Source organism: Aminobacter sp. J41, from assembly GCF_000526635.1.
GTDB lineage: Bacteria > Pseudomonadota > Alphaproteobacteria > Rhizobiales > Rhizobiaceae > Aerobium.
On the sequence record NZ_JAGL01000001.1, the window covers coordinates 281,405 to 304,998 of the forward strand.

Here is a 23,594-nt window from a genome sequence, read left to right on the forward strand (position 1 = left end):
GGATCACTGTCTTCTCACTGCGAAGACCGTCCTGGTCGGTGGCTCGGAGTTGTCACTCGTCGCTGAATTTCGAGGCTGTAGACAGGAAAAGCTGACCGGAGTCAAGAAAAATGGAAAACGCCGGCTGCAAACAGCCGACGGCTCCAACATCGCCCGTCAGTTTGAGGGGCCTACCGGACGATGTAGACGATGCGCCTCGTGTCCGGCTCGACCAGCACCGGCCGGTCGTTCACGTACACGTAGCGATACTCGTAGTCGGGGATCGCGTGCAGCTCGACGTCGCCCGGAAGAACTTCGCCGACGCGGATCTCGGTTTCGACCTGCACCGGATCGTAGCGGTTGGACTCGATGTAGCTGATGACCGACGCGCCAGGCTCGATGTTCTGGATGCTGCCGACCGGACCTTCGTTGATGTAGATGTCCGGACCAAGGTCATCGAGATATTCGGAGTTGACCCAGCCGGCGACCTGGCCGGATTCGACCTCGCACCAGCCGCTCACGCGGTCGCAGCCGAGGACGGTTGCTTCGGATTCCGCCGCAATGATGCCGACGACCTGATGCTCTGATCCGGGCCCTGCCCTGACGTCGAGGTCCGAGGCAGCGACGACGGCCTGCTGCGCAAACGCGGAACCCGCCATCGCAAACAGAGCAACTGCCGCAGCCGAGGTGAAAAGCTTGGCTTTCATCTTCTTCTCCTTTGGGCCTCCCTCGGCGCACCAAACGGACAGGAAGAGATGATGATGTTCCAAGCCTTTGCAGGGGCCGCGATCACATTTTCACGCCAGCCGGCAGGACAAATTCATTGAGGCGGAAGGGGGGCGCTGCGACCTAGCTCGAGGCGCCGGCGGCAAGCGCCTTCTCGATCTGCGGCATCAGCTCGCGCGTCACGACCTCGGGGGAAAACGGGCCGACATGCTTGTAGGCGATGCGCCCATCCTTGCCGACGAGGAAGGTCTCCGGCACGCCGTAGACGCCCCATTCGATCGCGGCGCGGCCGGAATCGTCGGTGCCGATCAGCGTGTAGGGATTGCCCAGCTCATTGAGGAACCGGCGGGCGTTCTCCGGCTGGTCCTTGTAGTTGAGGCCGGCAATATCAAAGCGGCCGTCGGCGGCGAGCTGCATCAGCAGCGGATGCTCCTGACGGCAGGGCGCGCACCATGAGGCCCAGACATTGACCAGCGTCACCTTGCCGGCGAACTGCGCCGGGTCGAAGCCCGGCAGGTTGATGCCGTCGAGCGCGGGCAGCGACGTCACCGGCGCCTCGCGGCCGATCAGCGCGGACGGAATGACCGAGCTGTCGCGGCCGGACAGCAGCTGGACGAGGAACACGCCGGAAAGCGCCAGGAACAGCGCCAGCGGCAGAAGGAGCAGCCAGCGGCGGCGGCCCGGATTTTCGACCTGCTCGCTCATGATGCTGCCTTCGTTGAGCGGCGGCGCACGCCCGCGGCCTCGAGCTCGGCGAGCTCACGTTTGCGAGCCCTCTGGTCAATCAGGATCCAGGCGGCGAGGAAGGCAAGGCCGATCGCCGAAACACCATAGGCCGACAGAACATAAAGAGCGTGCGCGCTCATCGGCCGGCCTCCCGAGCAGCGATCTTGCGCATCGACGAGACGCGGCGGCGCCAGATCTCGGTGCGCATGGCCATCAGATGCAGAGTGAAGAACAGCAGCGTGAAGCCGAGCGCGCAGATCAACAGCGGCCACAGCATCGACGGATGGATGGTCGGGCCGTCGAGGCGGATGACCGACGCCGGCTGGTGCAGCGTGTTCCACCACTCGACGGAAAACTTGATGATCGGAATGTTGACGAAGCCGACCAGCGTGACGATCGCGGCGGCACGGGCGCTGCGGCCCGGATCATCCAGCGCGCGGGTGAGCGCGATGATGCCGAGATACATAAGAAAGAGCACGAAGACGGAGGTCAGGCGGGCGTCCCACACCCACCAGGTGCCCCACATCGGCTTGCCCCAGATCGAGCCGGTAGCAAGCGCAAGCAGCGTGAAGACGGCGCCGATCGGCGCTGCTGACTTCACCGAAACGTCGGCGAGCGGATGGCGCCACACCAGCGTGCCCAGCGACGACAGCGCCATGATCGAGTAGCACATCATCGACAGCCACGCGAACGGCACGTGGATGTACATGATGCGCACGGTGATGCCCTGCTGGTAGTCCTCGGGCGCGGCAAAGGCGAGCCAGATGCCGACGGCCAGCACCACGGCAGACAGCACCGCCAGCCACGGCACGAGCCGGTCGGCCAGCGTGACGAACCGCGTCGGGTTGGCCAGATCCATCCACCGGCCGGAACTTGCTGCTGTCTCGGTCATGCGCGCTAGATAAACCGCGGCCGACGCTGGCGCAATTGGCGCAGATCAAACCCGCGTGAGACGTTTTCGCGCGTCAAGGCTCAGTCGACGTTGGACTTGAGCGCAAAAGCGGCGGCGACCGGCCCCAGAACGGCAAAGAACATCGTCAATGCCGAGAGGATCAGGAAGGGCGGCAGGAACGGCTCGGGGTCGTTCACCGCGCCATAGGCGGCCGAGACGCCGAAGATGAGAACCGGGATAGCGAGCGGCAGCACCAGCACGGATACGAGCAGGCCGCCGCGCGGCAGCGCCACCGCGACCGCCGCACCCACCGCGCCGATAAAGGCGATGGCGGGCGTTCCGGCAAGGAGCGTCACGGTTGTCGCACCGATGCCGAGCGGCTCCATGTTCATGAAGAGGCCGAGAAGCGGCGAGGCGACTACCAGCGGCAGCACGGCCGAGACCCAGTGGGCGAGGCATTTGACCAGCACGGTCAGCGCCAGCATGTGCCGGCTTTCGCCAAGGATCAGAAGGTCGAGCGAGCCGTCCTCGCGGTCGGCCTGGAACAGCCGGTCGAGGCCGAGCAGCGAGGCGAGCAGCGCCCCGATCCACAGGATCGCCGGGCCGATGCGCGCCAGCAGGTTAAGGTCAGGGCCGACGCCGAACGGCACCACCGCCACAACGGCAAGGAAGAACAGGACGCCGACCAGCGCCCCGCCACCGGCGCGAACGCCAAGGCGAAGATCGCGAATGAAAAGCGCTAGCATGGTCGGGCCGCAGTGACGTGAATGGAGTGACGGGCGTGCGGCAGGGCTTCTAGCACGGAACGCGGGGCGGGTGTCACGTGGGATCGGGACCCGAGTTGGGAAGCCACACCAACACCGACTGTTTCGGGTTCATGGGAGATGTGGAGCGAGCCCCCACGCGGCGAGTACTTGTTACGGAAGGGCGCGGAAGTCGCGAGAGAGGTTACCCCCACCCCTAACCCCTCCCCACAAGGGGGAGGGGGATTTTGGAGTTTGTCGTGAGACGTCAGGCGTGTCCGTGAGGAAATTTGTCCCTGCGAGATAACAGCACGCGTCGGGGAGCGACTGTCGCGCGACGCTGAAACCACGCCATACGCCGGCGATTGCCAACATTCCCCTCCCCCTTGTGGGGAGGGGTTAGGGGTGGGGGTGGAATTCGACGGTCCCAATTCGGCAGAAGTCGGCTTGCCCTTCGGTTTCAGCTCAGTGAGGGACAGGGGCGGACAATCCCTATTTCTACCCCTTCGGCCGAAGCGGGGAAGCGGTTCGGCAATGGAAGGGAAACGTACCCCCACCCCTAACCCCTCCCCACAAGGGGGACGGGGATTTTGGAGCTTATCCTGAGACGTCAGGCGTGTCCGCGAGGAAATTTGTCCCTGCGAAGGAACCGTGCGCGTCGGGGAGCGACTAACGCACGACCCTGAAACCAAGCCAGACGCCGGCGATTGCCAACGTTCCCCTCCCCCTTGTGGGGAGGGGTTAGGGGTGGGGGTCAGCCTCGCATCCCTCACTTCGGCGCGTTGGAGGATGTGGCTCGTCCCTCTCGCCTCGCCGCGCAGGTTGGCGTCACCATTGAACTCCCCAACCACCGCTCGAAGACGGACTTCCGAACCCGCACCGCCCCTGTCAGCCAGAACATTCTGTCCGGCCCGCGCCGCCATCAGTGGCGCTCCGTCATCGGCAGGGTCATCACCCCTTCGAGGCCAAGAGGAATGTGGGTGGCGGCGACGATGATGCCGCCGTCCTCGAGATGGGCCCGCATCAGCGCCGCAAACTGGTGTTCGGACGCCTTGTCGAGGCCGGCGGTCGGCTCGTCGAGCAGCCAGACCGGCCGGTAGCTGACCAGAAGCTTGGCAATCGAGATGCGGCGCTTCTGCCCAGTCGAAAGATAGCCGTAAGGAAGGCTCGCCACCTGGGGCAGGCCGACCATGTCGAGCGCTTCGTCGATGGCAAGGTGCGGCGAACCGTTGAACTCGCGCCAGAAGCGCAAATTCTCCTCGACCGTGAGCGCCGTCTTCATCGCGTTGCCATGGCCGAGATAGTGGGTGGCGGAAGCGACGGAGGGAAATTCTTCCGGATCGCAGCCGTCGAGGCGAATCGACCCTGTCGCGGCAGGCAGCAGACCAGCGACGATTCGCAGCAAAGTCGACTTGCCGGAGCCGTTCGCGCCGGTGACGATGAGGGCCTCGCCGCTGCCCAGCTGGAAGTCGATCCCTGAAAAAACCGGCTCGCCGCCGCGCTCCCCGCAAAGGTTTTCGGCGATCAGCCGCATTGTCACCCGCTTTCGTTCCGGCACGCAGCAAAACCGCTGCGGATCAGCAAATCCACTAGAATCATTTTAAGAACTTCTCTATATGCGGGGCAACCGTGCCAGCGGTCGGCACGGAAACTAATTTGCGCCGAACCAGCGCGCGCGCCGCCTTGAACGGCCGGGTCGCATGGGAGCGGACAGCGGAAATGACCGTACCCGCACCTTTGCGCGTGTTAGCATGCCACAGGCGTCCGTTACCCGATCGGCAAACGACGTTTTTGAGGATCGCACGTGTCCAACTCACTCGACAGCTTCAATTGCCGCCGCACCCTTTCCGTGGGCGACAAGGAGTACACCTATTTCAGCCTGATCGAAGCCGAGAAGAACGGCCTGGAAGGCGTCAGCCGCCTGCCCTTCTCGATGAAGGTTCTGCTGGAGAACCTGCTTCGCAACGAAGACGGCCGCTCCGTCACCAAGGAATCGATCTCGGCCGTTGCCGCCTGGCTGGTGGACAAGGGTACCGCCGGGGTCGAGATTGCCTACCGTCCGGCTCGCGTCCTGATGCAGGACTTCACCGGCGTTCCGGCAGTGGTGGACCTGGCCGCCATGCGCGACGGCATCGCCGCTCTCGGTGGCGATCCGCAGAAGATCAACCCGCTGGTTCCGGTCGACCTCGTCATCGACCACTCGGTCATCGTCGATGACTTCGGCAACCCGCTGTCGTTCGCCCGCAACGTGGAACTCGAGTACCAGCGCAACGAAGAGCGCTACAAGTTCCTCAAGTGGGGCCAGCAGGCGTTCCGCAACTTCCGCGTCGTGCCGCCCGGCACCGGCATCTGCCACCAGGTCAACCTCGAATACCTCGCCCAGACCGTCTGGACGAAGGAAGAGGACGGCGTCACCGTCGCCTATCCGGACACCTGCGTCGGCACCGACTCGCACACCACCATGGTCAACGGCCTTGGCGTCCTTGGCTGGGGCGTCGGCGGCATCGAGGCCGAGGCTGCCATGCTCGGCCAGCCGGTCTCCATGCTCCTGCCTGAGGTCATCGGCTTCCGCCTGACCGGCAGCCTGAAGGAAGGCGTCACCGCGACCGACCTCGTACTCACCGTCACCCAGATGCTGCGCAAGAAGGGCGTCGTCGGCAAGTTCGTCGAGTTCTTCGGCCCGGGCCTGTCCAACATGACGCTCGCCGACCGCGCGACCATCGCCAACATGGGTCCGGAATACGGCGCGACCTGCGGCTTCTTCCCGGTCGACAAGGAAACCATCCGCTACCTGACCACTTCGAGCCGCGCCGCCGACCGCATCGCGCTCGTCGAAGCTTACTCGAAGGCTCAGGGCATGTGGCGCGATGCCGACACGCCGGATCCGGTCTTCACCGACACGCTCGAGCTCGACATGGGCACCGTCGTTCCGTCGATGGCCGGCCCGAAGCGTCCGGAAGGCCGCGCTCCGCTGCAGGACATTGCCAAGAACTTCGCGGTCGCGCTCGAGAACGAGTACAAGAAGACGGTCGACACGGCCAAGCGCTATGCCGTTGAGGGCGAGAACTTCGATCTCGGCCATGGCGACGTCGTGATCGCCGCGATCACCTCGTGCACCAACACCTCGAACCCGTCGGTGCTGATCGCCGCTGGCCTCCTCGCCCGCAACGCGAACCGCGTGGGCCTGAAGCAGAAGCCGTGGGTCAAGACCTCGCTTGCTCCTGGCTCGCAGGTCGTTGCCGAGTACCTGGAGAAGGCTGGCCTGCAGAAGGAGCTCGACCAGATCGGCTTCAACCTCGTCGGCTTCGGCTGCACCACCTGCATCGGCAACTCCGGTCCGCTCCCAGCCCCGATCTCGAAGACCATCAACGAGAAGGGCCTGATCGCCGGCGCCGTGCTCTCGGGCAACCGCAACTTCGAGGGTCGCGTCTCTCCGGACGTCCAGGCGAACTACCTCGCTTCGCCGCCGCTCGTCGTCGCCTACGCGCTCGCAGGCACCGTCACCAAGGACCTGACCACCGAGCCGCTCGGCGAGGGTGCTGACGGCCAGCCGGTGTACCTGAAGGACATCTGGCCGACCTCGCAGGAGATCAACGAGTTCATCGAGCAGTACGTGACCCGCGACATCTTCGCGAAGAAGTACGCCGACGTCTTCAAGGGCGACGAGAACTGGCAGAAGGTCCAGGCTCCGTCGGGCGAGACCTATGCGTGGGATCCAAAGTCGACCTACGTGCAGAACCCGCCGTACTTCGTCGGCATGCCGAAGCAGGCCGGCGCGGTTGCCCCGATCAATGGCGCACGCATCCTCGGCCTGTTCGGCGACAAGATCACGACCGACCACATTTCGCCGGCCGGTTCGATCAAGGCTGCTTCGCCGGCTGGCAAGTACCTCACCGATAACGGCGTTGCCGTTGCCGACTTCAACCAGTACGGCACGCGTCGCGGCAATCATGAGGTGATGATGCGCGGCACCTTCGCCAACATCCGCATCCGCAACCACATGCTCGGCGAAAACGGCAAGGAAGGTGGCTACACGATCCACTATCCGTCGAAGGAAGAGCTGTCGATCTACGACGCCGCCATGCGCTACAAGGCCGAGGGCGTGCCGCTCGTCATCTTCGCCGGCGTCGAGTACGGCAACGGCTCGTCGCGTGACTGGGCTGCGAAGGGCACCAACCTGCTCGGCGTCCGCGCCGTGATCGCGCAGTCCTTCGAGCGCATCCACCGCTCGAACCTCGTCGGCATGGGCGTTATCCCGTTCACCCTCGAAGAGGGCACGAGCTGGGCTTCGCTTGGCCTGAAGGGCGACGAGACTGTCGACATCGAAGGCATCGAGGACATCAAGCCGCGCCAGAAGATGGTGGCCAAGGTGACCTATGCCGACGGTACCGTCCGCGAGGTTCCGGTGCTCTGCCGCATCGATACACTCGACGAGCTCGACTACTACAAGAACGGCGGCATCCTGCAGTACGTTCTGCGCGACCTGGCTGCCTAAGCCACTCGCGGATAGCGAAAATGAAGATCCCTCCCCGGCAACGGGGAGGGATTTTTCGTTTGGGGGATGGTTGTGGTCTCAGCGGCGGTCAGCGCTCAGAGACGGCCCAGCAGCTATGTTTGCACCGCCCCGCGCGGCCGATGCGTTCAGGCCTGGATCCCCGGCTCAAGGCCGGGGATGACGAGGAGGAGGTGTCCGAAAAACCTTTGCGGCGGCGCGGCTCTGCGGCAGTCGTGTTTGAACGAGTACGTACCAGGTTCATCATCGTCGGCCTTGAGCAGAGGATGACGAGGAGGAAATGTCCGGGCGGCGCCGCCGGCGGCGCGGCTCGGCGACGGTCGTGTTTGCCCGAATACGTACCAGCTTCGTCATCGTCGGCCTCGAGCCGACGATCCATGCCGGAACTTCCCCGGCAAACCAGCGGAGCAAACAGATTACGGCCGGCGAAAGCCCGTCGGCTTGCCATAAATGTAGGCGATGCGGTCGACTGCCTGGCGGAGCGGTTCGCGGGCGACCGACATGGTGTGGCCGTTGGCGTGGATGATGTTTTCCTCGTCGACCAAGATGGCGACGTGGCCCTTCCAGAAGACGAGGTCGCCGCGGCGAAGGCCGCTGAGGTCGTCGCAGATCTCGATGGGCTCGCCGATCGAGCTAGCCTGCATGTCGGTGTCGCGCAGGACGGTGCGGCCCACCATGCGCATCGACAGCTGGACGAGGCCGGAGCAGTCAATGCCGAAGGCGCTGGTGCCGCCCCAGAGATAGGGTGTGCGTTCGAGCATCGCGGCGACCGCGACGAAGTCGCTGGATACGTGGTCGATCGGGCGCAGATGCGAGGCAACCAGGGCCTCGCCGGAGGCAAGCACGCAGTATCCGAGGCCGCGGGTCTCGGCGGTGCCGGCGACGTGAAAGCGGCTGCCGAGCGAATAGCAGCCGGTCGCGGGCTTCTTCATGTCCGGCTCGCGGTAGGAGAAGGTTCGCGGGACGGCGACGACATGGGTCGGCTCGGCGGAAATCTCGGCAAGGCCGGCGCTGGAGGCATAGCCGACATAACCGTCGCGCTCCGACTGCAGCCAGGCGAAGCCTTCGGTCTCCTCGAAGACGCGGACGCGATCGCCGAGGAGGAGCTGGGTGTCCTGGCCGGCATCCGGCCGCGGCGCGTTGCGGATGTCGAGGACGGGTATCGCCACCTGCATCGGGCGGCCCTCCACGAAGCGGCTGGCCTCGACCTGCCCCTTCAGGCGCGCGTCGGCAAGGTCGGGCCGGAAAGCGTTCAGTCGTCGGTCGAGAGAGGTCAAAGTGGAAGCTCCGCAGCCTTGTCGATGATGACATCGCCGATGCGCTCGACATAGAGCGCACCTTCCACCGTACGTCGAATCAGCACGTTGCGCCTGTCCTTTTCATCGCGATGACGCGAGACAAGCTTCATTGCACCCATCGTGTCCAGAGCCCGGGTGATGACCGGCTTCGATACGTTGAGCTTTTCGGCGAGCGAGCGCACCGTGTGCGGCGGCGGATCGAGATAGATGGTGAGCAGGATCGCCATCTGGCGCATCGTCAGGTCGTGAAAATCTCCCCTCACCTCCGCCAGCATCACCTGCTGCCAGAGCCGCAGCGACTGGCTGGGGCGCATCACGATAGCCATGACCATTACGTAGCGGCAATTCGTTTCGCTTCCGTTTCCGAGGGAGCAGCTATGGGGACATGTCCCTTTACATGTGAAGCGCGCATACTTATGTATGAAACATCATAAATGAGTTGCAGGACATTTGTTTTGATCACTTCCACCCAGATGCGCGCCGCGAGGGCCCTTGCCCAGATCGACCAGAAGACCCTGGCCGAGATGGCAGGCGTGTCCCTGCCGACGATCCAGCGGATGGAAGCGAGCGACGGGGTGGTCCGGGCAAATGTCGACACGCTGATGAAGGTGATCGAGGCGCTCGACCGCGCCGGCATCCAGCTCATCGGCGAGAACCAGACGAGCGACGCCGGAGGACGCGGCGTCCGGTTGAAGGAGCCTTCGATAAAATGACGCAAGACAGTCGCGCAGGACAAATGACGCCAGCCGCGAGTTTCCGCGATTTGTTTACTCCCAAGCTGGTCACGGTGCTGCGCGAGGGCTACGGCCTTTCCGCCCTCCGCGACGACGCGCTGGCGGGTCTGACCGTCGCCATCGTCGCCCTGCCCCTGTCGATGGCGATCGCCATCGCCTCCGGCGTCTCGCCCGACCGGGGCCTTTACACCGCCATCGTCGGCGGCTTCCTCGTCTCGCTGCTGGGCGGCAGCCGCTTCCAGATTGGCGGCCCTGCCGGCGCCTTCATCGTGCTGGTGGCCTCGTGCGTGCATCGCCAGGGTCTCGACGGCATGCTGCTCGCGACTTTCATGGCCGGCTTCTTCCTGCTGGCGATCGGGTATCTCAGGCTCGGCACCTACATCAAGTTCATCCCCTATCCGGTGACGATCGGCTTTACCGCCGGCATTGGCATCATCATTCTGTCGAGCCAGCTGCGCGACCTGTTCGGCCTGACGCTGGACGGCCCGGAGCCCGCGGAATTCCTGCCGAAGCTCGAAGCGCTGGTGGGCGCGGCCAATACGGTGACGCCCGCCGCGGTCGGCATCGCGATCGCGACGATCGGCATCATCCTTGGCCTGAAGAAGTGGAAGCCGACCTGGCCGGGCCTGCTGATCGCCGTTGCGGTCACGGCGGCGGCAGTGCCGCTCCTCGGCCTTGGCGTCGAGACGATCGGCACGCGCTTCGGCGGCATTCCTCGCACCCTGCCGGCGCCGCATATCCCGGCGATCTCGCTCGAAAAGATCCAGGCCGTGCTGCCCGACGCGATCGCCTTTGCCCTGCTCGGCGCGATCGAGTCGCTGCTGTCGGCGGTCGTGGCCGACGGCATGAGCGGGCGGCGCCATCGCTCGAACTGCGAACTGGTGGCGCAGGGCGTCGCCAATATCGGCTCGGCGCTGTTCGGCGGCGTGCCGGTCACCGGCACCATCGCCCGCACGGCAACCAATGTGCGTGCCGGCGCGCGCGGCCCTATCTCGGGCATGCTGCACTCGGCGTTCCTGCTCTGCTTCATGCTGGTGGCGGCACCGCTTGCCGCGCACATTCCGCTGGCGGCCCTTGCCGGCGTGCTGGTCGTCGTCTCGCTCAACATGATCGAGCGCGAGGCGATCAAGGCGCTGGTGCAGTCCTCCTGGGGCGATGCGGTGGTGCTCGCCGTGACCTTCCTGCTGGTGGTCTTCCGCGACCTCACCGAAGGCATCGTCGTCGGCTTCGTGCTCGGCGCGCTGCTCTTCATCCACCGCATGTCGACCGCCGTCTCGGTCGAGGAGGACAAGCCGGACAGCACCAACGGCCGCAGGAAGCCTTACGACCCGCATGAAGCGGACGACCCGAACACGGTCATCTACCGCATCTCGGGCGCGTTCTTCTTCGGCACCGCGTCGATGGTGAGCTCCGTGCTCGACCGCATCGCCGACCAGCGCAGGAACTTCATCCTCGACTTCAGCGGCGCGCCGCTGATCGACTCGACGGCGGCGAACGTGGTCGAGGGCGCGGTGCGCAAGGCGCATAAGAAGGACGTGCGCGTCATCATCACCGGCGCGTCGGCGAACGTCCGCCGGCTGCTGATCGCCAATGGCGTGCGCCAGCCGCTGGTCGAGTTCTACCCGTCGATCGACGAGGCGCTCGAGGAGATCGGGGGCAAGGCTGAAGTCGAGGCCGCCTGAGGGACGAACGTCCTGGCGGACACAAATTTGTGAGCGCCGGATCGATAGCACGCTTCCTTCCTTTCGCTACTATCCAACAAGGGAAGGAAGCGGGATGGTTCGATCAATCCTCAAGGCAAGCGTGGCCGCAGTCGCGGCGCTGGTTGGAGCCGGCGGCGCGGCATTCGCACAGGAAAACCAGTTTGACACGGAAAAGGGCGCGATCCTCGTCACGGTGGTGACGGAAGGGCTCGACCATCCGTGGGCGATCGCGTTCCTCCCCGATGGCGACATGCTGGTCACCGAGCGGCCGGGTAATCTGCGGGTCGTGAAGGCGGACGGGTCGAAGTCCGAGCCGATCAGCGGCACGCCGCAAGTTGACGCGCGCGGCCAGGGCGGCCTGCTGGACGTTGCGCTCGATCCCGATTTCGGCAGCAACCGGCTGGTCTATCTGAGCTTTGCGGAAGCAGGCGAAGGCGGCAACAGCACCGCGGTCGCGCGCGGGCGGCTCAGCGAAGACCGCACCGCGCTCGAGAACGTCGAGGTGATTTTCTCGCAGCAGCCGAAGGTGGAGAGCACCGCGCATTTCGGCTCGCGGCTGGTGTTCGACAATGAAGGACACCTGTACGTGACGATGGGCGAGCGCAGCGACCGGCAGTTTCGCGACCACGCGCAAGACCTGACGACGCACCTAGGCACCATCGCGCGCATCAATCCCGACGGCAGCGTGCCTGACGACAACCCGTTCGTCGGACGCAGCGACGCGCTGCCGGAGATCTACGCCTACGGCATCCGCAATTCGCAGGCGGCAGCGCTGCATCCGGAAACCGGCGTGCTGTGGGAGATCGAGCACGGGCCGCGCGGCGGCGACGAGCTCAACATCATCCGACCGGGCGCGAACTATGGCTGGCCGGTCGTCACCTTCGGCCGCGAATATTACGGGCCGCGGATTGGCGAGGGCACCTCGGCGCCCGGCATGGAAGATCCAATCTACCAATGGACGCCGGTGATCGCGCCATCGGGCATGATCTTCTACGGCGGCGACGCCTTCCCGAAATGGCAGGGCAATCTGTTCGTCGGCGGCCTCGCCTCGACAGCGCTGGTGCGGCTCGAACTCGACGGCGAGAAGGTCACGCACGAGGAGCGGCTGCTGGAGGATCTCGATTTCCGCATCCGCGACGTGGCGGAGGGACCGGATGGAGCGATCTACGTGGCGACGGACGAGGACAACGGGATGATCCTGCGGATTGCCCCGGCGGAATGACAGCCGCCCAAACGCAATGAACCCCGCCTTACCCAAGGGATCGGCGAGGTTCGTTGCCTGAGAACTACCTTCTACATCATCTTCATTTTTTCAGTCAACAGTCTGTCAACAAATATCGAACAATGTATGCAAGGACAGGCTTAACTGCCCATTAAAATGCCCGGATTAGGTTCCAGTGCGACCGACTCTAGGGTCGTTTTGGATACCGGGGCGGATGGCCAACCGTAAGAAACCTGCACGAATCGAACCGAGCTTCGACGCTTTCGGGGCGGATGAACCGAAAAGCGGCTTCTTCGTGAGCGAGGAAGACCGGGTCGTGCCAACGCAGCCCAGGTCAAAATCCGGCAGTTCAAAGGCTTCTTCCCGCCGCGAACCGGCGGGAACGGCGCGCAAGGGCGGACGCGGCCGCAAGAAACGGCGCGGCTTCTTCGGTTTCCTGAAGACCGCCGCCTACTGGTCGATGGTGCTGTGCCTTTGGGCCGGCATCGCGGGCGTCGGCCTCGTCGCCTATATCGGCGCGAAGATGCCGGCCGCGACCACCTGGTCGATCCCGGACCGACCGCCGAACGTACGAATCATCGATATGAACGGCCAGCTGGTCGCCAATCGCGGCATGACCGGCGGCGAGGAAATCGGCCTGCACGAAATGTCGCCGTTCATCCCGCAAGCGGTGATCGCCATCGAGGATCGCCGGTTCTACTCGCATTTCGGCGTCGACCCCATCGGCCTTGCCCGCGCGTTCGTGTCCAACATCGTTGACCGCAGGCTTGGCCAGGGCGGATCGACGCTGACCCAACAGCTGGCGAAGAACCTGTTCCTGAAACCTGAGCGCACCATCGAGCGCAAGGTGCAGGAAGTGCTGATGGCCTTCTGGCTGGAGCGCACCTACACCAAGGACCAGATCCTCGAAATGTATCTCAACCGGGTCTATTTCGGCTCGGGTTCCTATGGCGTCGAGGCTGCCTCGCGGCGCTATTTCAGCAAATCCGCGCGTGACGTCTCGCTCTCCGAAGCCGCTCTCCTTGCTGGCCTGCTCAAGGCGCCGTCGCGCCTGTCGCCCGCGCGCGACCCGCAAGCGGCGGAAAAGCGCGCCAAGCTGGTGCTCGCCGCAATGCGCGAGGAAAACATGATCGGCGATGCCGAGCTGCAGCTGGCGATGAACGCGCCAGCCGTGCGCGCGCCCGCCTTCTGGACAGGTTCCGAAAACTACGTCGCCGACCGGATCATGGAGGAGCTGCCGGAGCTGATCGGCGAAGTGCGCACCGACATCGTCGTCGAGACAACGGTTGACCTGGTGCTGCAGACCTTTGCCGAAGGCGCGATCCGCAACGTGATCGATGCGGAGGGCAAGAAGCACAATGTGAGCCAGGGCGCGCTGGTCTCGATCGACGCGAGCGGTGCCGTGCGCGCCATGGTCGGCGGCTACGACTACGCGACCAGCCAATTCGACCGCGCCTCGGAAGCCAAGCGCCAGCCGGGCTCGGCCTTCAAGCCGTTCGTCTACATGGCGGCGCTCGAAAATGGTTACTTCCCGGACACGATCGTCAACGACGCGCCGATCAAGATCGGCAAATGGGCGCCGAAGAACTTCAACGACAAGTACTACGGCCAGATCCCGCTCTCGACAGCGCTGGCGCGGTCGGTGAACTCGGTTGCGGCGCAGCTCGCGCAGCAGGTCGGCCCGGCGGCGATCGTTGAGACGGCCTGGCGCATGGGCATCCAGTCCAACCTCGAGCCGAATCTTTCCATCGCGCTCGGCACCTCGGAAGTGACGCCGCTCGAACTTACGTCCGCCTATGTGCCGTTTTCGAATGGCGGCTTCCGCCCTGAAATCCACTTCGTGCGCCGCATCAAGACGGCGAAGGGCGAGGTGCTCTACGAGCACAAGGCGTCGATGGGCCCGCGCGTTGCCCGCGCCGAGATCATTGGCATGATGAACTCAATGATGGCCGGCGCCGTGAAGGAAGGCACGGCCAAGCGCGCCGCCTTCGGCTGGCCGGCGGCTGGCAAGACTGGCACGTCGCAGAATTCGCGTGACGCATGGTTCGTCGGCTTCACGGCGAACCTGACGACCGGCGTGTGGCTCGGCAATGACGACGGCAGCCCGACCAAGGGACTGACCGGCGGCCAGCTGCCGGCGCAAGCCTGGCACGACTTCATGACCGCCGCGCATGAGGGCGTGCCGGTGGCACAGCTGCCGGGCGGCTGGAACGGCCGGGTGCTGTCCGACATCGAGAGTGTGCTGAGCCAGTCGTCGGATGGCGGAAACGTTGCCACCGCACCCACCGGTTCGGTCCAGCCAGCGGCGCAGGGCGGCGGGCGGATCGGCTCGATCATGGACATCATCCTCGGAAACTGACGTTTTGCCGCTCTCGCCTAAATGGTCCGCCTCGGCTACATAGCTCGCGGGAGATCCGAACATGGCTGAAGAGACTCGCAGGAAAACGATCGTACTGACCGGCGCGAGCCGGGGCATCGGACACGCAACCGTCAAGCGCTTCTCGCGCGAGGGCTGGCGCGTCATCACCTGCTCGCGCCAGCCGTTTGCCGAAAACTGCCCTTGGCCGTCCGGTCCCGAGGACCACATCAAGGTGGACCTCTCGGACCCGGAGGACGTCGGCGCGGCGGTTGCGGAAATCCGCCACCGGCTGATGAAGGACGGCAGCGCGCTCGACGCGCTCGTCAACAATGCGGCGATCTCGCCAAAGCTCGAGGGCGGCAAGCGCATGAACTCGATCGAGACGCCGATGCATGTCTGGCGCGACGTCTTCCAGGTCAATTTCTTCGCGCCGATCATGCTGGCGCGCGGCCTGTTCAAGGAACTGGCCAACGCCAAGGGCTCCGTGGTGAACGTCTCGTCCATTGCCGGCGGGCGCGTGCACCCCTTCGCCGGCACGGCCTATGCGACGTCGAAGGCGGCGCTGTCGTCGCTGACGCGCGAGATGGCCGCCGACTTCGGCCCGCACGGCATCCGCGTCAACGCGATCGCGCCAGGCGAGATCGACACTTCGATCCTGTCGCCCGGCACGGAAAAGATTGTTGAGACGATTCCGATGCGGCGGCTGGGTTCGACCAGCGAAGTCGCCGACATCATCTACTTCCTCTGCTCGCAGCAGGCGTCCTACGTGACCGGCGCCGAGATCCACATCAACGGCGGCCAGCACGTCTGACGGCGAAGATCACCAGTCTTCCGACAAGAGCTTCTCGATACCCTCGATGGTGTGGTTGGTAAGGGTCTTCGGCACCTCGCCGATGAGCCTTTCCGCCACCACCTTGTGCATCTCCTTGCGAATTTCGCCGAGAACGAGCGGAGGCGCGACGATCACCAGCTTGTCATAGTCGCCGCGATGCGCGGACTTGTAGAGGCGCTCGGAAATCTGCTTGGCAAAACGCTCCTTGCCGATGCGCTGCCAGTCGGTTTCCTCCAGCGCGCTGCGGTGGGCGCTCGCGCCGCCGCTGAAGCGGCCGGGCTGAGCCGCACCCTGCTCGCGGGTCGGCGGATTGACCTCGACCAGCTCGCGGAACACCTGAAGGTCGGGCTTCCTGACATCACCTTCGTTGCGCAGGAAAAGTGCCTTCTCCCCATCGGCCACCACCACCCAGGCGTCGCGTTCAAGACGAATAGCAGGCATGTTCCGCTCCTCTCGTTGCTGAAGGTCTTTCGAAGTTGAACTCCGGCCTCCACCGGATGTTCCGGCTTAACTTAGGCGAAGTCGTGCACTCATTTTTCGGCATTTAGCGGAATCTAAGAAAAGCGATTTCCCCTTTCATGAAGTGGCGCGAGAAGGTTCCTTCAGATTTTCTTCCGCAACGGCGAGTATTCGGGCATGTCCCTTCGTGCCCTCAATTCCTTGCCGCAAGTTCAACGGCTCAACACCTTCCCGATCTTCATGCGGGTTGAAGGTGAAGCCGTGGTCATCGTCGGCGAAGGCGACGAGGCGCTGGCGAAGGCACGCCTGATCGCCCAGAGCTCAGCGGAGCTCAAGATCGTTGCTAAAAATCCGGAACCGGCGCTGGAAGCATGGGCGGGCGAGAACGGTGTCGAGATTATCCGCGAAAGCTACCGCACCTCGCACCTGTTCGGCGTCGCGCTGGTGTTTGCTGCCAGCGGCGGGGCGCAACTCGACGCGCGCGTGGCCGCCGACGCCCGCGCAGCGAACATTCCGGTCAATGCTGTCGACCGGCCGGAACTTTGCGACTTCTTCACCCCGGCCCTCATCAACCGCGCGCCGGTGGCAATCGCCATCGGCACCGAGGGTGCGGGTCCCGTGCTTGCCCAGATCATCCGCTCGCGCATCGATCGCATCCTCCCACCGGCACTCGGCAGGCTGGCTCAGCTTGCCGCGTCCTGGCGCGATGCCGTCGAGCGGATCGTGCCGCGCGGGGCCGCGCGCCGCGACTTCTGGAAGTCGTTCTTCGAAGGTGAGCCGGCACGTGCCGTCACCGCCGGGGACGACGAGGCAGCCAGTCGCGCCGCCGAGCGGCTGCTTTCTGGCGCGCCGGAAAAGGGCCATGTTGTGCTGGTTGGCGCCGGTCCGGGCTCCGAAGACCTGATTACCCTGCGTGCGCACCGCCTGCTGATGGAAGCGGACGTCATCGTGCATGACGCGCTGGTGCCGGAAGCGGTCGTTGCACTCGGGCGCCGGGATGCCGAGCGCATTTATGCCGGCAAGCGCAAGGGCTGCCACTCGAAGAGCCAGAACGAGATCAACGAGCTGCTGGTCGAGCTCGGCCGCAAGGGCAAGCGCGTGGTGCGGCTGAAGTCCGGCGATCCGCTGGTGTTCGGCCGTGCGGGCGAAGAAATGGCGGCGCTGCGCGAGGCAGGCATCTCCTACGAGGTGGTGCCGGGCGTGACCGCTGCCTTTGCCGCCGCCGCCGATTTCGACCTGCCGCTGACGCTGCGCGGCGTTGCCTCGTCGATGGTGTTCACCACCGGTCATGACCTCAAGGGCGGCGCGCTGCCGGACTGGGCAAAACTTGCGATCGATGGCGCGACTGTCGTCGTCTATATGGGGCGCTCCAACGCGGCCGAAGTGGCCCAGTACCTTGCCGACGCAGGGCTTTCGCCTGACACGGCGGTTGCCGTCGTCGAGAATGCGAGCCTGCCCCACCGCCGCCTGTTCCACGGCACGCTTGCCGACCTTCCCGGCCTCGAGAGCCGCGAGGACCTGACCGGCCCGGTGATGACGATCATCGGCGATGCCGTCGCCGGCGCCAACTTCCGCAACTCGGAACCGATTGCCCGGCGCGACAGCGCCCACAGCAACCTTGAAAGGACGATGCGATGAAAGTTCTGACTGCGAACCGCCTTACCAATGGCGAAGCCGTCTGGCTTGCCGCAGACCATTCATGGACCCCGACGATCCAGGGCGCGGAGATCGCGCTCGACGAGGCAACCGAGGAAAAGCTGATCCGCGCGGGCAAGGCTGCGCTCTGTAAGAACGAGGTCGTCGACGTCAACCTGATCGATGTCGAACTCGTCGACGGCGTGGTGCGCCCGGTGCGCCTGCGCGAGCGCATCCGCGCCGCCGGTCCGACCAACCGCCGCGACCTAGGCAAGCAGGCCGAGCGCTTCATCGCCGTCGCAGCCTGAGTGCAAGCTGAGTTCAGGGAACCGCCCGCATGTACCGGTATGATGAGTTCGACCACGATTTCGTAAGGGCGCGCGTCGCCGAGTTCCGCGACCAGGTCGAGCGCCGGCTGGCGGGCGAGATTACGGAAGACCAGTTCAAGCCGCTGCGGCTGATGAACGGCGTCTATCTCCAGCTCCACGCCTATATGCTGCGCGTCGCGATCCCCTACGGGACGCTGAACAGCCGGCAGCTGCGGATGCTGGCGCACATTGCGCGCACCTACGACAAGGGCTACGGCCATTTTACCACGCGCCAGAACATCCAGTTCAACTGGCCGGCGCTGTCGGACATACCAGCGATCCTGGATGAGCTGGCGACGGTCGAGATGCACGCGCTGCAGACGTCCGGCAACTGCATCCGCAACGTGACGGCCGATCACTTCGCCGGCGCGGCGGCCGATGAGGTCGCCGACCCGCGCCCCTATGCCGAGATCCTGCGGCAGTGGTCTTCGGTGCATCCCGAATTTTCCTACCTGCCGCGCAAGTTCAAGATCGCGGTGACGGGCGCTGCGCGCGACCGCGCAGCGATCCAGACGCACGACATCGGCCTGCACCTGAAGCGCAACGACGCGGGTGAACTCGGCTTTGCGGTCTATGTCGGCGGCGGTCAGGGCCGCACACCGATGATCGCCAAGAAGATCCGCGACTTCCTGCCGGAGAAGGACCTGCTTGCCTATGTGACGGCGATCCTGCGCGTCTACAACCTGCACGGCCGCCGCGACAACAAGTACAAGGCGCGCATCAAGATCCTCGTCCACGAGACCGGCACAGAGCAGCTGACCGGCTGGATCGAACAGGAGTTCGAGGCGCTGAAGGATGGCGAACTGACACTGCCGGAAGACGACATCCGCGCCATCCAGGCCTACTTTGCTCCCCCTGCCCTGCCAGCGCGGCCGGAAGGCGATGCGGCGCTGCGCGAGGCGCAGGCCGACAGCCGCAGCTTGGCGGCCTGGCTGAAGCGCAACGTCACCACCCATCGCAACCCGGATTATGCCGCCGTCACCATCTCGCTCAAGGGCACCGGGGAGGCGCCGGGCGACGCCACCGCCGAGCAGATGGACGCGGTTGCGGAACTGGCGGAGCGCTACGCCTTCGACGAGATCCGCGTCAGTCACGAGCAGAACCTGATCCTGCCCCATGTGGCGCGCGCCGACCTCAAGGCCGTATATGACCGGCTGGTCGAGTTCGGGCTGGAGACGCCGAATGCCGGTCTCATCACCGACATCATTTCCTGCCCCGGCCTCGACTACTGCGCGCTTGCCACCGCGCGTTCGATTTCGGTCGCGCAGGATCTTTCCCAACGCTTCGCCTCGCTGGAGCGGCAGGAGAACATTGGTGAGCTGAGGGTGAAGATCTCGGGCTGCATCAACGCCTGCGGCCATCACCATGTCGGCCACATCGGCATCCTTGGCGTCGAGAAGAAGGGCTCCGAGCTCTATCAGGTGACGCTCGGGGGCTCGGCGGACGAAAACACCTCGATCGGCGAGATCGTCGGCCGCGGCTTCAGCGCCGAGGAGATCGGGCCGGCGATCGAAACGATCGTCGAGACCTATCTTGCCTGGCGGCAGGACCCGTCCGAGACCTTCCTGCAGGCCTATCGCCGGCTCGGGCCCCAGCCGTTCAAGGAGGCCCTCTATGGCGCCGAAGCCAGGGCAGCCTGACGCGGCGACCCGCGCTGCTGCCCTGAACGAACGGTTTGGCACTGCCGAACCGCAGACAATCATTGCGGCGACGCTCGAAGAATTCGGCGCGGACGAGGTGGCGGTTGTGTCCTCGTTCGGCGCGGATTCGGCCGTCCTGCTGCACATGATTTCCGCAATTGACCGCAACCTGCCGGTCGTCTTTCTCGATACCGGAAAGCATTTCGAGGAAACGCTGCGCTACCGCGACGATCTGATCGCCGATCTCGGGCTTACCAACCTCGTAATCGTCTCTCCGGAAGAAGCGGCGCTCGCCAGCGCTGACCGAACGGGCGACCTGCATAAAAACGACGTCGAGGGCTGCTGCGCGATCCGCAAGGTCGAGCCGATGGCGCGGGGCGTCGCGCCCTATCGTGCCTGGTTCACAGGCCGCAAGCGCTTCCAGGCGGGAACGCGCGCGGCGATGCCCGTGTTCGAGACGGTCGAGCCGCGGGTGCGCGTCAACCCGCTGGCCGGGTGGAACGCAGACATGCTGGTCGCCTACATGGAACAGCATGAACTGCGCCCGAATCCGCTGGTTGCATTCGGCTATTTCTCGATCGGCTGCTTTCCCTGCACCCAGCCGACCAGAGCGGGGGAAGACCCGCGCTCAGGCCGCTGGGCCGGGCAGGCCAAAACCGAATGCGGCATCCATCTTGGCGGGCTGAACCGCTCGCTCGCCACAAAAGACCTTCAGGAAACGACCCGATGAGCGAAACAGACGCGCCCGCAATCCGCCTCTGGACCGAGGAAGGATTTCGCGACGACCAGTGGATCCGCGCGGAGGATGCGCAGGCGCTTGCCGGCAATCTCGGCGTGATCCTGCCGCTCGCAGCGTTCCTTGCGCTCGACGAGACGACACGGACGGAAAATGCAGCGCGGCTCGGCGTTCATCTCGAGCCTGGCGAGCAGATCGCGGCGATTGTGCCGTTCCTTGCCACCCTGCCGCTCGTTTCGCTCGGCTTCCCGGCCTTCAACGACGGGCGCAGCTATTCGAAGGCACAGCTCCTGCGCACGCGGCACGGCTACAAGGGCGCGATCCGCGCCTCAGGCGAGGTCCTCATCGACCAGATCCCGCTGATGCTGCGCACCGGCTTTTCCGAGTTCGAGGTCAGCAACGAGACGGCGTTGAAGCGGCTGGAGGAAGGCCGGGTTGGCGGGATTGCCCAGCGTTACCAACCGGCAGCGCGCGCCGAGGCTGCCGCAACGGGATTTTCCTGGCGACGGAAGGCGCTTGCCTGAGGCTTTTCGCCGTCCAAGGGTTGCATCCGCGGCCAGCGGGTTTATATCCATCTCATCCAAGACGCTGTCGGGTCCGGACCACTTTCCGATCCCTTCCCTGAATTCGTGACGAGCGTCATACCGCCGGATCGCCGATTGCGATCCAATCCATGTCCTCCATGTCAGATGTACATGCCGGGCGAACCCGTAACTGTAGGATTTGATTTTGCAGGTCATCGTACGTGACAACAATGTCGACCAGGCGCTGCGCGCTCTGAAGAAGAAGCTGCAGCGCGAAGGCGTCTTCCGCGAGATGAAGGCGCGCCGCTCCTATGAAAAGCCGTCGGAAAAGCGCGTTCGCGAAAAGGCGGAAGCCGTGCGCCGTGCGCGTAAGCTCGCCCGCAAGCAGGCACAGCGCGAAGGCCTCCTGCCGGCTCCCAAGCGCAAGGGCCCTGCCCGTCCGGCTCGCCCGTCGGCTGCCAGCGCGGCATAATGTTTCAAACGTGGCGACCGGACGCGTTCACCCGCACCCGGTCAGCCATCGCCTGTCGATGTCAATCGCGGGATTTGCGCGTAGCGGTCTCGGCGAGATCAAGCCGCTTGAGAAGATTGCAGAACTTCTCTGACGTCTCGGTGATTGGCCTGAAATCCTGATACTTTGCAAGAAAGCGGCGGTTCGTATCCGCGCCAAGCTCCTTACGGATCATCTCAGGCAACCCCCCTTTGCCGCTGGTCATTGCCTTCGTATGGTTCATGTTTTCCATTCCGTAGTTGCAATGCGAAAAGTCCCAGCCGGTTGAATTGTTCCGGTTACCTTGCGTTCAGCTTCATGAGACAGCAGATAAGGTAAAATTTTACTTAAGTGCCCGAGACCGGCTTTGGGGCTGCCCTCTGGTGTGTGCATCAGAGGCGTGAAAAAGCCGGGCCCGTTGCCAGACCCGGCTGCATCACCAACGCCGGAACGCGGCTAAAGTTCCAGCACCAGATACTCGTCTTCGACCGAAATCTTGTAGACCTCGGTCTGATACGGCCCCTCAACCAGTGCCGCACCGCGCTCCACCTTCACGTCATAACTTTTCACGCGCGTGCGCGACGGATCGCACCAGGATTTTCCGGTGCGAAGGTCGAACTCCCAGCCGTGCCACGGGCAGCGCACCAGCTCGCCGTGGCGCGATAGGCGCACCACGCCCGGCGTATCGGATTCGATCAGCGGAACGACGCTGCCGCGGCACAGATCCGCGCCCTCATGCGGGCAACGGTTGGCGATCGCCAGATACTCGCCCTTGACGTTGAAGATCGCGATGGCGCGACCCTCGACGTTGACGAGTTTCGACTTGCCCTCGGCAATTTCATCGACGCGGGCGACCACATGGCGCGATGCTTCGCGCTTCGGACGCGCCTTTACTTCTGCCTGTGCGCTCGTCATTGCAGTCGGAACAGCTTCATCGCGTTGTCACGGAAGATCGCGTTCTTCTCGGCCGGCGTCAGCGGGACCTTGAAGGCATAGCGCGGATCGTCAAAGTCCCAGTGCGGGTAGTCGGTCGAGAACATCAGCCGGTCCGGGCCGATCCAGCGCAGGATGTCAAGAAGGTGCGTGTTCTTCTCCGGCTCCTCGATCGGCTGGGTCGTGTACCAGAAGTTCTCGGCCGCATATTCCGACGGCTTGCGCTTCACATGCGGGACTTCGCTGCGCATGCGCTTCCACTCGCGGTCCATGCGCCAGAACAGCGACGGCAGCCACGAGAAGCCGCCCTCGACGAGAACGATCTTCAGCTTCGGGAACTGCTCGAACACCCCTTCCAGAATCATGCTGGACATGACCGTCTGCAGGCTGTTCGAGGCAGCGAAGTGCTCCTCGAGATAAAACGAAGTCCAGCCAGACGGCGTGTTCGGGCGATAGCCGAACGCGCTGGTGTGCAGGCCGATCGGCAGGCCGTAGTGCTCGGCAGCCTCGTAGATCGGCCAGTAGCGCTTGCGCCCGGCCGGCTCGATGGTGCGCGGCGGCATCGCGATCTGCACGAAACGGCGGTCGGTGACGCGCTTGTCGATCTCGGCGACGGCTTCCTTCGCATCCTCCTGCGGGATGCAGATCGATGCACGCAGCCGCGGCTCGGGACCGGCGAACTTGTCGATCTGCCAGTCGTTCAGGGCGCTGCAGAGGGCTGCACCCAGCTCCATGTTGAAGGCGACACTGCCCGCAGCGAGCGGCTGCAGGATGCCGATCTCGATATTGCACTGCTCGAGCAGCTGCTCGCGCAGGAAATCGAGGTCGGAAGCCGGAGGACCGCCCGCCGGCGGCCAGGAGTCACGGCGCATGCCGTTGCCCGGCGTCAGGCGCGGATAGGGCAGCGTGCCCAGCAGCGGATTGGCGCTGCGGATCGCGTAGTCTCGCACATGCTGCTTCCAGCGCTCCGGCAGGTAGTCGCTGAGCTGGTCGGGACGGCTGAAGGCCGGGTGGACGTCACAGTCCACGACGCCCAGCGTTTCCGCCTTGTCTTCGGTGCGCTCAAGTACGGACGATTCCAT

24 protein-coding genes are annotated in these 23,594 nt (G+C 64.7%); 12 read left to right on the forward strand and 12 right to left on the reverse strand.

The features are described from left to right. Positions 1-170 precede the first annotated feature (170 nt). The 6 genes from L630_RS0101340 to ccmA all read right to left on the reverse strand — a co-directional run bounded on the left by L630_RS0101340 (position 171) and on the right by ccmA (position 4,600). A complete protein-coding gene (locus tag L630_RS0101340; RefSeq protein WP_024846490.1) occupies positions 171-686 on the reverse strand; it encodes a DUF1236 domain-containing protein in 516 nt (171 codons plus the stop codon). A 142-nt stretch (positions 687-828) separates the two neighbouring features. Further along, a complete protein-coding gene (locus L630_RS0101345; protein ID WP_024846491.1) occupies positions 829-1,410 on the reverse strand; it encodes a DsbE family thiol:disulfide interchange protein in 582 nt (193 codons plus the stop codon). Beyond that, positions 1,407-1,571 carry a heme exporter protein CcmD gene (ccmD, locus tag L630_RS0101350; protein WP_024846492.1) on the reverse strand — a complete coding sequence of 55 codons (165 nt, stop codon included), beginning with the start codon at positions 1,569-1,571 and terminating at the stop codon, positions 1,407-1,409. Before ccmD ends, L630_RS0101345 begins: the two co-directional genes overlap by 4 nt. Continuing rightward, entirely contained in the window at positions 1,568-2,323 is a 756-nt protein-coding gene (locus L630_RS0101355) for a heme ABC transporter permease (protein WP_024846493.1), read from the reverse strand. Before L630_RS0101355 ends, ccmD begins: the two co-directional genes overlap by 4 nt. A gap of 80 nt (positions 2,324-2,403) precedes the next feature. Beyond that, entirely contained in the window at positions 2,404-3,069 is a 666-nt protein-coding gene (ccmB, locus tag L630_RS0101360) for a heme exporter protein CcmB (RefSeq protein WP_024846494.1), read from the reverse strand. A 919-nt stretch (positions 3,070-3,988) separates the two neighbouring features. Continuing rightward, positions 3,989-4,600 (reverse strand): heme ABC exporter ATP-binding protein CcmA, encoded by a 612-nt coding sequence (ccmA, locus tag L630_RS0101365; RefSeq protein WP_024846495.1) that lies wholly within the window; start codon positions 4,598-4,600, stop codon positions 3,989-3,991. 270 nt (positions 4,601-4,870) lie between these two features. On the opposite strand from ccmA, the gene acnA reads away from it, so the two are divergent. Beyond that, positions 4,871-7,561, forward strand: coding sequence for an aconitate hydratase AcnA (gene acnA / locus L630_RS0101370; protein WP_024846496.1), 2,691 nt, complete (start codon positions 4,871-4,873; stop codon positions 7,559-7,561). A gap of 434 nt (positions 7,562-7,995) precedes the next feature. On the opposite strand, the gene L630_RS0101375 is transcribed toward acnA, so the two are convergent. Together L630_RS0101375 and L630_RS0101380 are read right to left on the reverse strand one after the other, a co-directional pair. Continuing rightward, positions 7,996-8,856 (reverse strand): NlpC/P60 family protein, encoded by an 861-nt coding sequence (locus L630_RS0101375; protein ID WP_024846497.1) that lies wholly within the window; start codon positions 8,854-8,856, stop codon positions 7,996-7,998. Beyond that, positions 8,853-9,203: a MarR family transcriptional regulator gene (locus L630_RS0101380; RefSeq protein ID WP_024846498.1), complete on the reverse strand. Its 351-nt coding sequence runs from the start codon at positions 9,201-9,203 to the stop codon at positions 8,853-8,855. Before L630_RS0101380 ends, L630_RS0101375 begins: the two co-directional genes overlap by 4 nt. A 129-nt stretch (positions 9,204-9,332) precedes the next feature. On the opposite strand from L630_RS0101380, the gene L630_RS0101385 reads away from it, so the two are divergent. From L630_RS0101385 to L630_RS0101405, 5 genes are all read left to right on the forward strand, one after another. Beyond that, positions 9,333-9,590, forward strand: a complete 258-nt coding sequence (locus L630_RS0101385) for a helix-turn-helix transcriptional regulator (RefSeq protein ID WP_024846499.1) — start codon at positions 9,333-9,335, stop codon at positions 9,588-9,590. Then, the gene (locus L630_RS0101390) at positions 9,587-11,293 is read left to right on the forward strand and encodes a SulP family inorganic anion transporter (protein WP_024846500.1); all 1,707 of its coding nucleotides are present in this window, start codon (positions 9,587-9,589) and stop codon (positions 11,291-11,293) included. The genes L630_RS0101385 and L630_RS0101390 overlap by 4 nt, the downstream gene beginning before the upstream one ends. A 94-nt stretch (positions 11,294-11,387) precedes the next feature. After that, entirely contained in the window at positions 11,388-12,536 is a 1,149-nt protein-coding gene (locus tag L630_RS0101395) for a PQQ-dependent sugar dehydrogenase (RefSeq protein WP_034329085.1), read from the forward strand. Positions 12,537-12,750: 214 nt separating this feature from the next. Further along, the gene (locus tag L630_RS0101400; protein ID WP_024846502.1) at positions 12,751-14,895 is read left to right on the forward strand and encodes a transglycosylase domain-containing protein; all 2,145 of its coding nucleotides are present in this window, start codon (positions 12,751-12,753) and stop codon (positions 14,893-14,895) included. A 61-nt stretch (positions 14,896-14,956) separates the two neighbouring features. Next, positions 14,957-15,706: an SDR family oxidoreductase gene (locus L630_RS0101405; protein ID WP_024846503.1), complete on the forward strand. Its 750-nt coding sequence runs from the start codon at positions 14,957-14,959 to the stop codon at positions 15,704-15,706. A gap of 9 nt (positions 15,707-15,715) precedes the next feature. Here L630_RS0101405 and L630_RS0101410 read toward each other — a convergent pair whose 3' ends face one another. Continuing rightward, positions 15,716-16,168, reverse strand: a complete 453-nt coding sequence (locus tag L630_RS0101410) for a host attachment family protein (protein WP_024846504.1) — start codon at positions 16,166-16,168, stop codon at positions 15,716-15,718. Between the two features lie 195 nt (positions 16,169-16,363). On the opposite strand from L630_RS0101410, the gene cysG reads away from it, so the two are divergent. The 6 genes from cysG (at position 16,364) to rpsU (ending at position 21,561) form a co-directional block, all read left to right on the forward strand. Then, on the forward strand, positions 16,364-17,824 hold the full coding sequence (gene cysG / locus L630_RS0101415; RefSeq protein ID WP_186441629.1) for a siroheme synthase CysG: 1,461 nt from the start codon (positions 16,364-16,366) through the stop codon (positions 17,822-17,824). After that, positions 17,821-18,129, forward strand: a complete 309-nt coding sequence (locus L630_RS0101420; protein WP_024846506.1) for a DUF2849 domain-containing protein — start codon at positions 17,821-17,823, stop codon at positions 18,127-18,129. Before cysG ends, L630_RS0101420 begins: the two co-directional genes overlap by 4 nt. Positions 18,130-18,158: 29 nt before the next feature. Beyond that, a complete protein-coding gene (locus L630_RS0101425) occupies positions 18,159-19,829 on the forward strand; it encodes a nitrite/sulfite reductase (RefSeq protein ID WP_024846507.1) in 1,671 nt (556 codons plus the stop codon). Further along, a complete protein-coding gene (locus L630_RS0101430) occupies positions 19,804-20,559 on the forward strand; it encodes a phosphoadenylyl-sulfate reductase (protein WP_024846508.1) in 756 nt (251 codons plus the stop codon). The genes L630_RS0101425 and L630_RS0101430 overlap by 26 nt, the downstream gene beginning before the upstream one ends. After that, a complete protein-coding gene (locus tag L630_RS0101435) occupies positions 20,556-21,089 on the forward strand; it encodes a DUF934 domain-containing protein (protein ID WP_024846509.1) in 534 nt (177 codons plus the stop codon). Before L630_RS0101430 ends, L630_RS0101435 begins: the two co-directional genes overlap by 4 nt. A 205-nt stretch (positions 21,090-21,294) precedes the next feature. Further along, a complete protein-coding gene (rpsU, locus tag L630_RS0101440) occupies positions 21,295-21,561 on the forward strand; it encodes a 30S ribosomal protein S21 (protein ID WP_024846510.1) in 267 nt (88 codons plus the stop codon). Between the two features lie 61 nt (positions 21,562-21,622). Here the strand turns inward: rpsU and L630_RS0101445 are convergent, their stop codons facing one another. The 3 genes from L630_RS0101445 to L630_RS0101455 all read right to left on the reverse strand — a co-directional run bounded on the left by L630_RS0101445 (position 21,623) and on the right by L630_RS0101455 (position 23,594). Next, positions 21,623-21,823, reverse strand: a complete 201-nt coding sequence (locus L630_RS0101445) for a hypothetical protein (protein WP_034329087.1) — start codon at positions 21,821-21,823, stop codon at positions 21,623-21,625. Between the two features lie 212 nt (positions 21,824-22,035). Next, on the reverse strand, positions 22,036-22,494 hold the full coding sequence (locus L630_RS0101450) for a Rieske (2Fe-2S) protein (RefSeq protein WP_024846512.1): 459 nt from the start codon (positions 22,492-22,494) through the stop codon (positions 22,036-22,038). Beyond that, a complete protein-coding gene (locus L630_RS0101455; protein ID WP_024846513.1) occupies positions 22,491-23,594 on the reverse strand; it encodes an amidohydrolase family protein in 1,104 nt (367 codons plus the stop codon). The genes L630_RS0101450 and L630_RS0101455 overlap by 4 nt, the downstream gene beginning before the upstream one ends.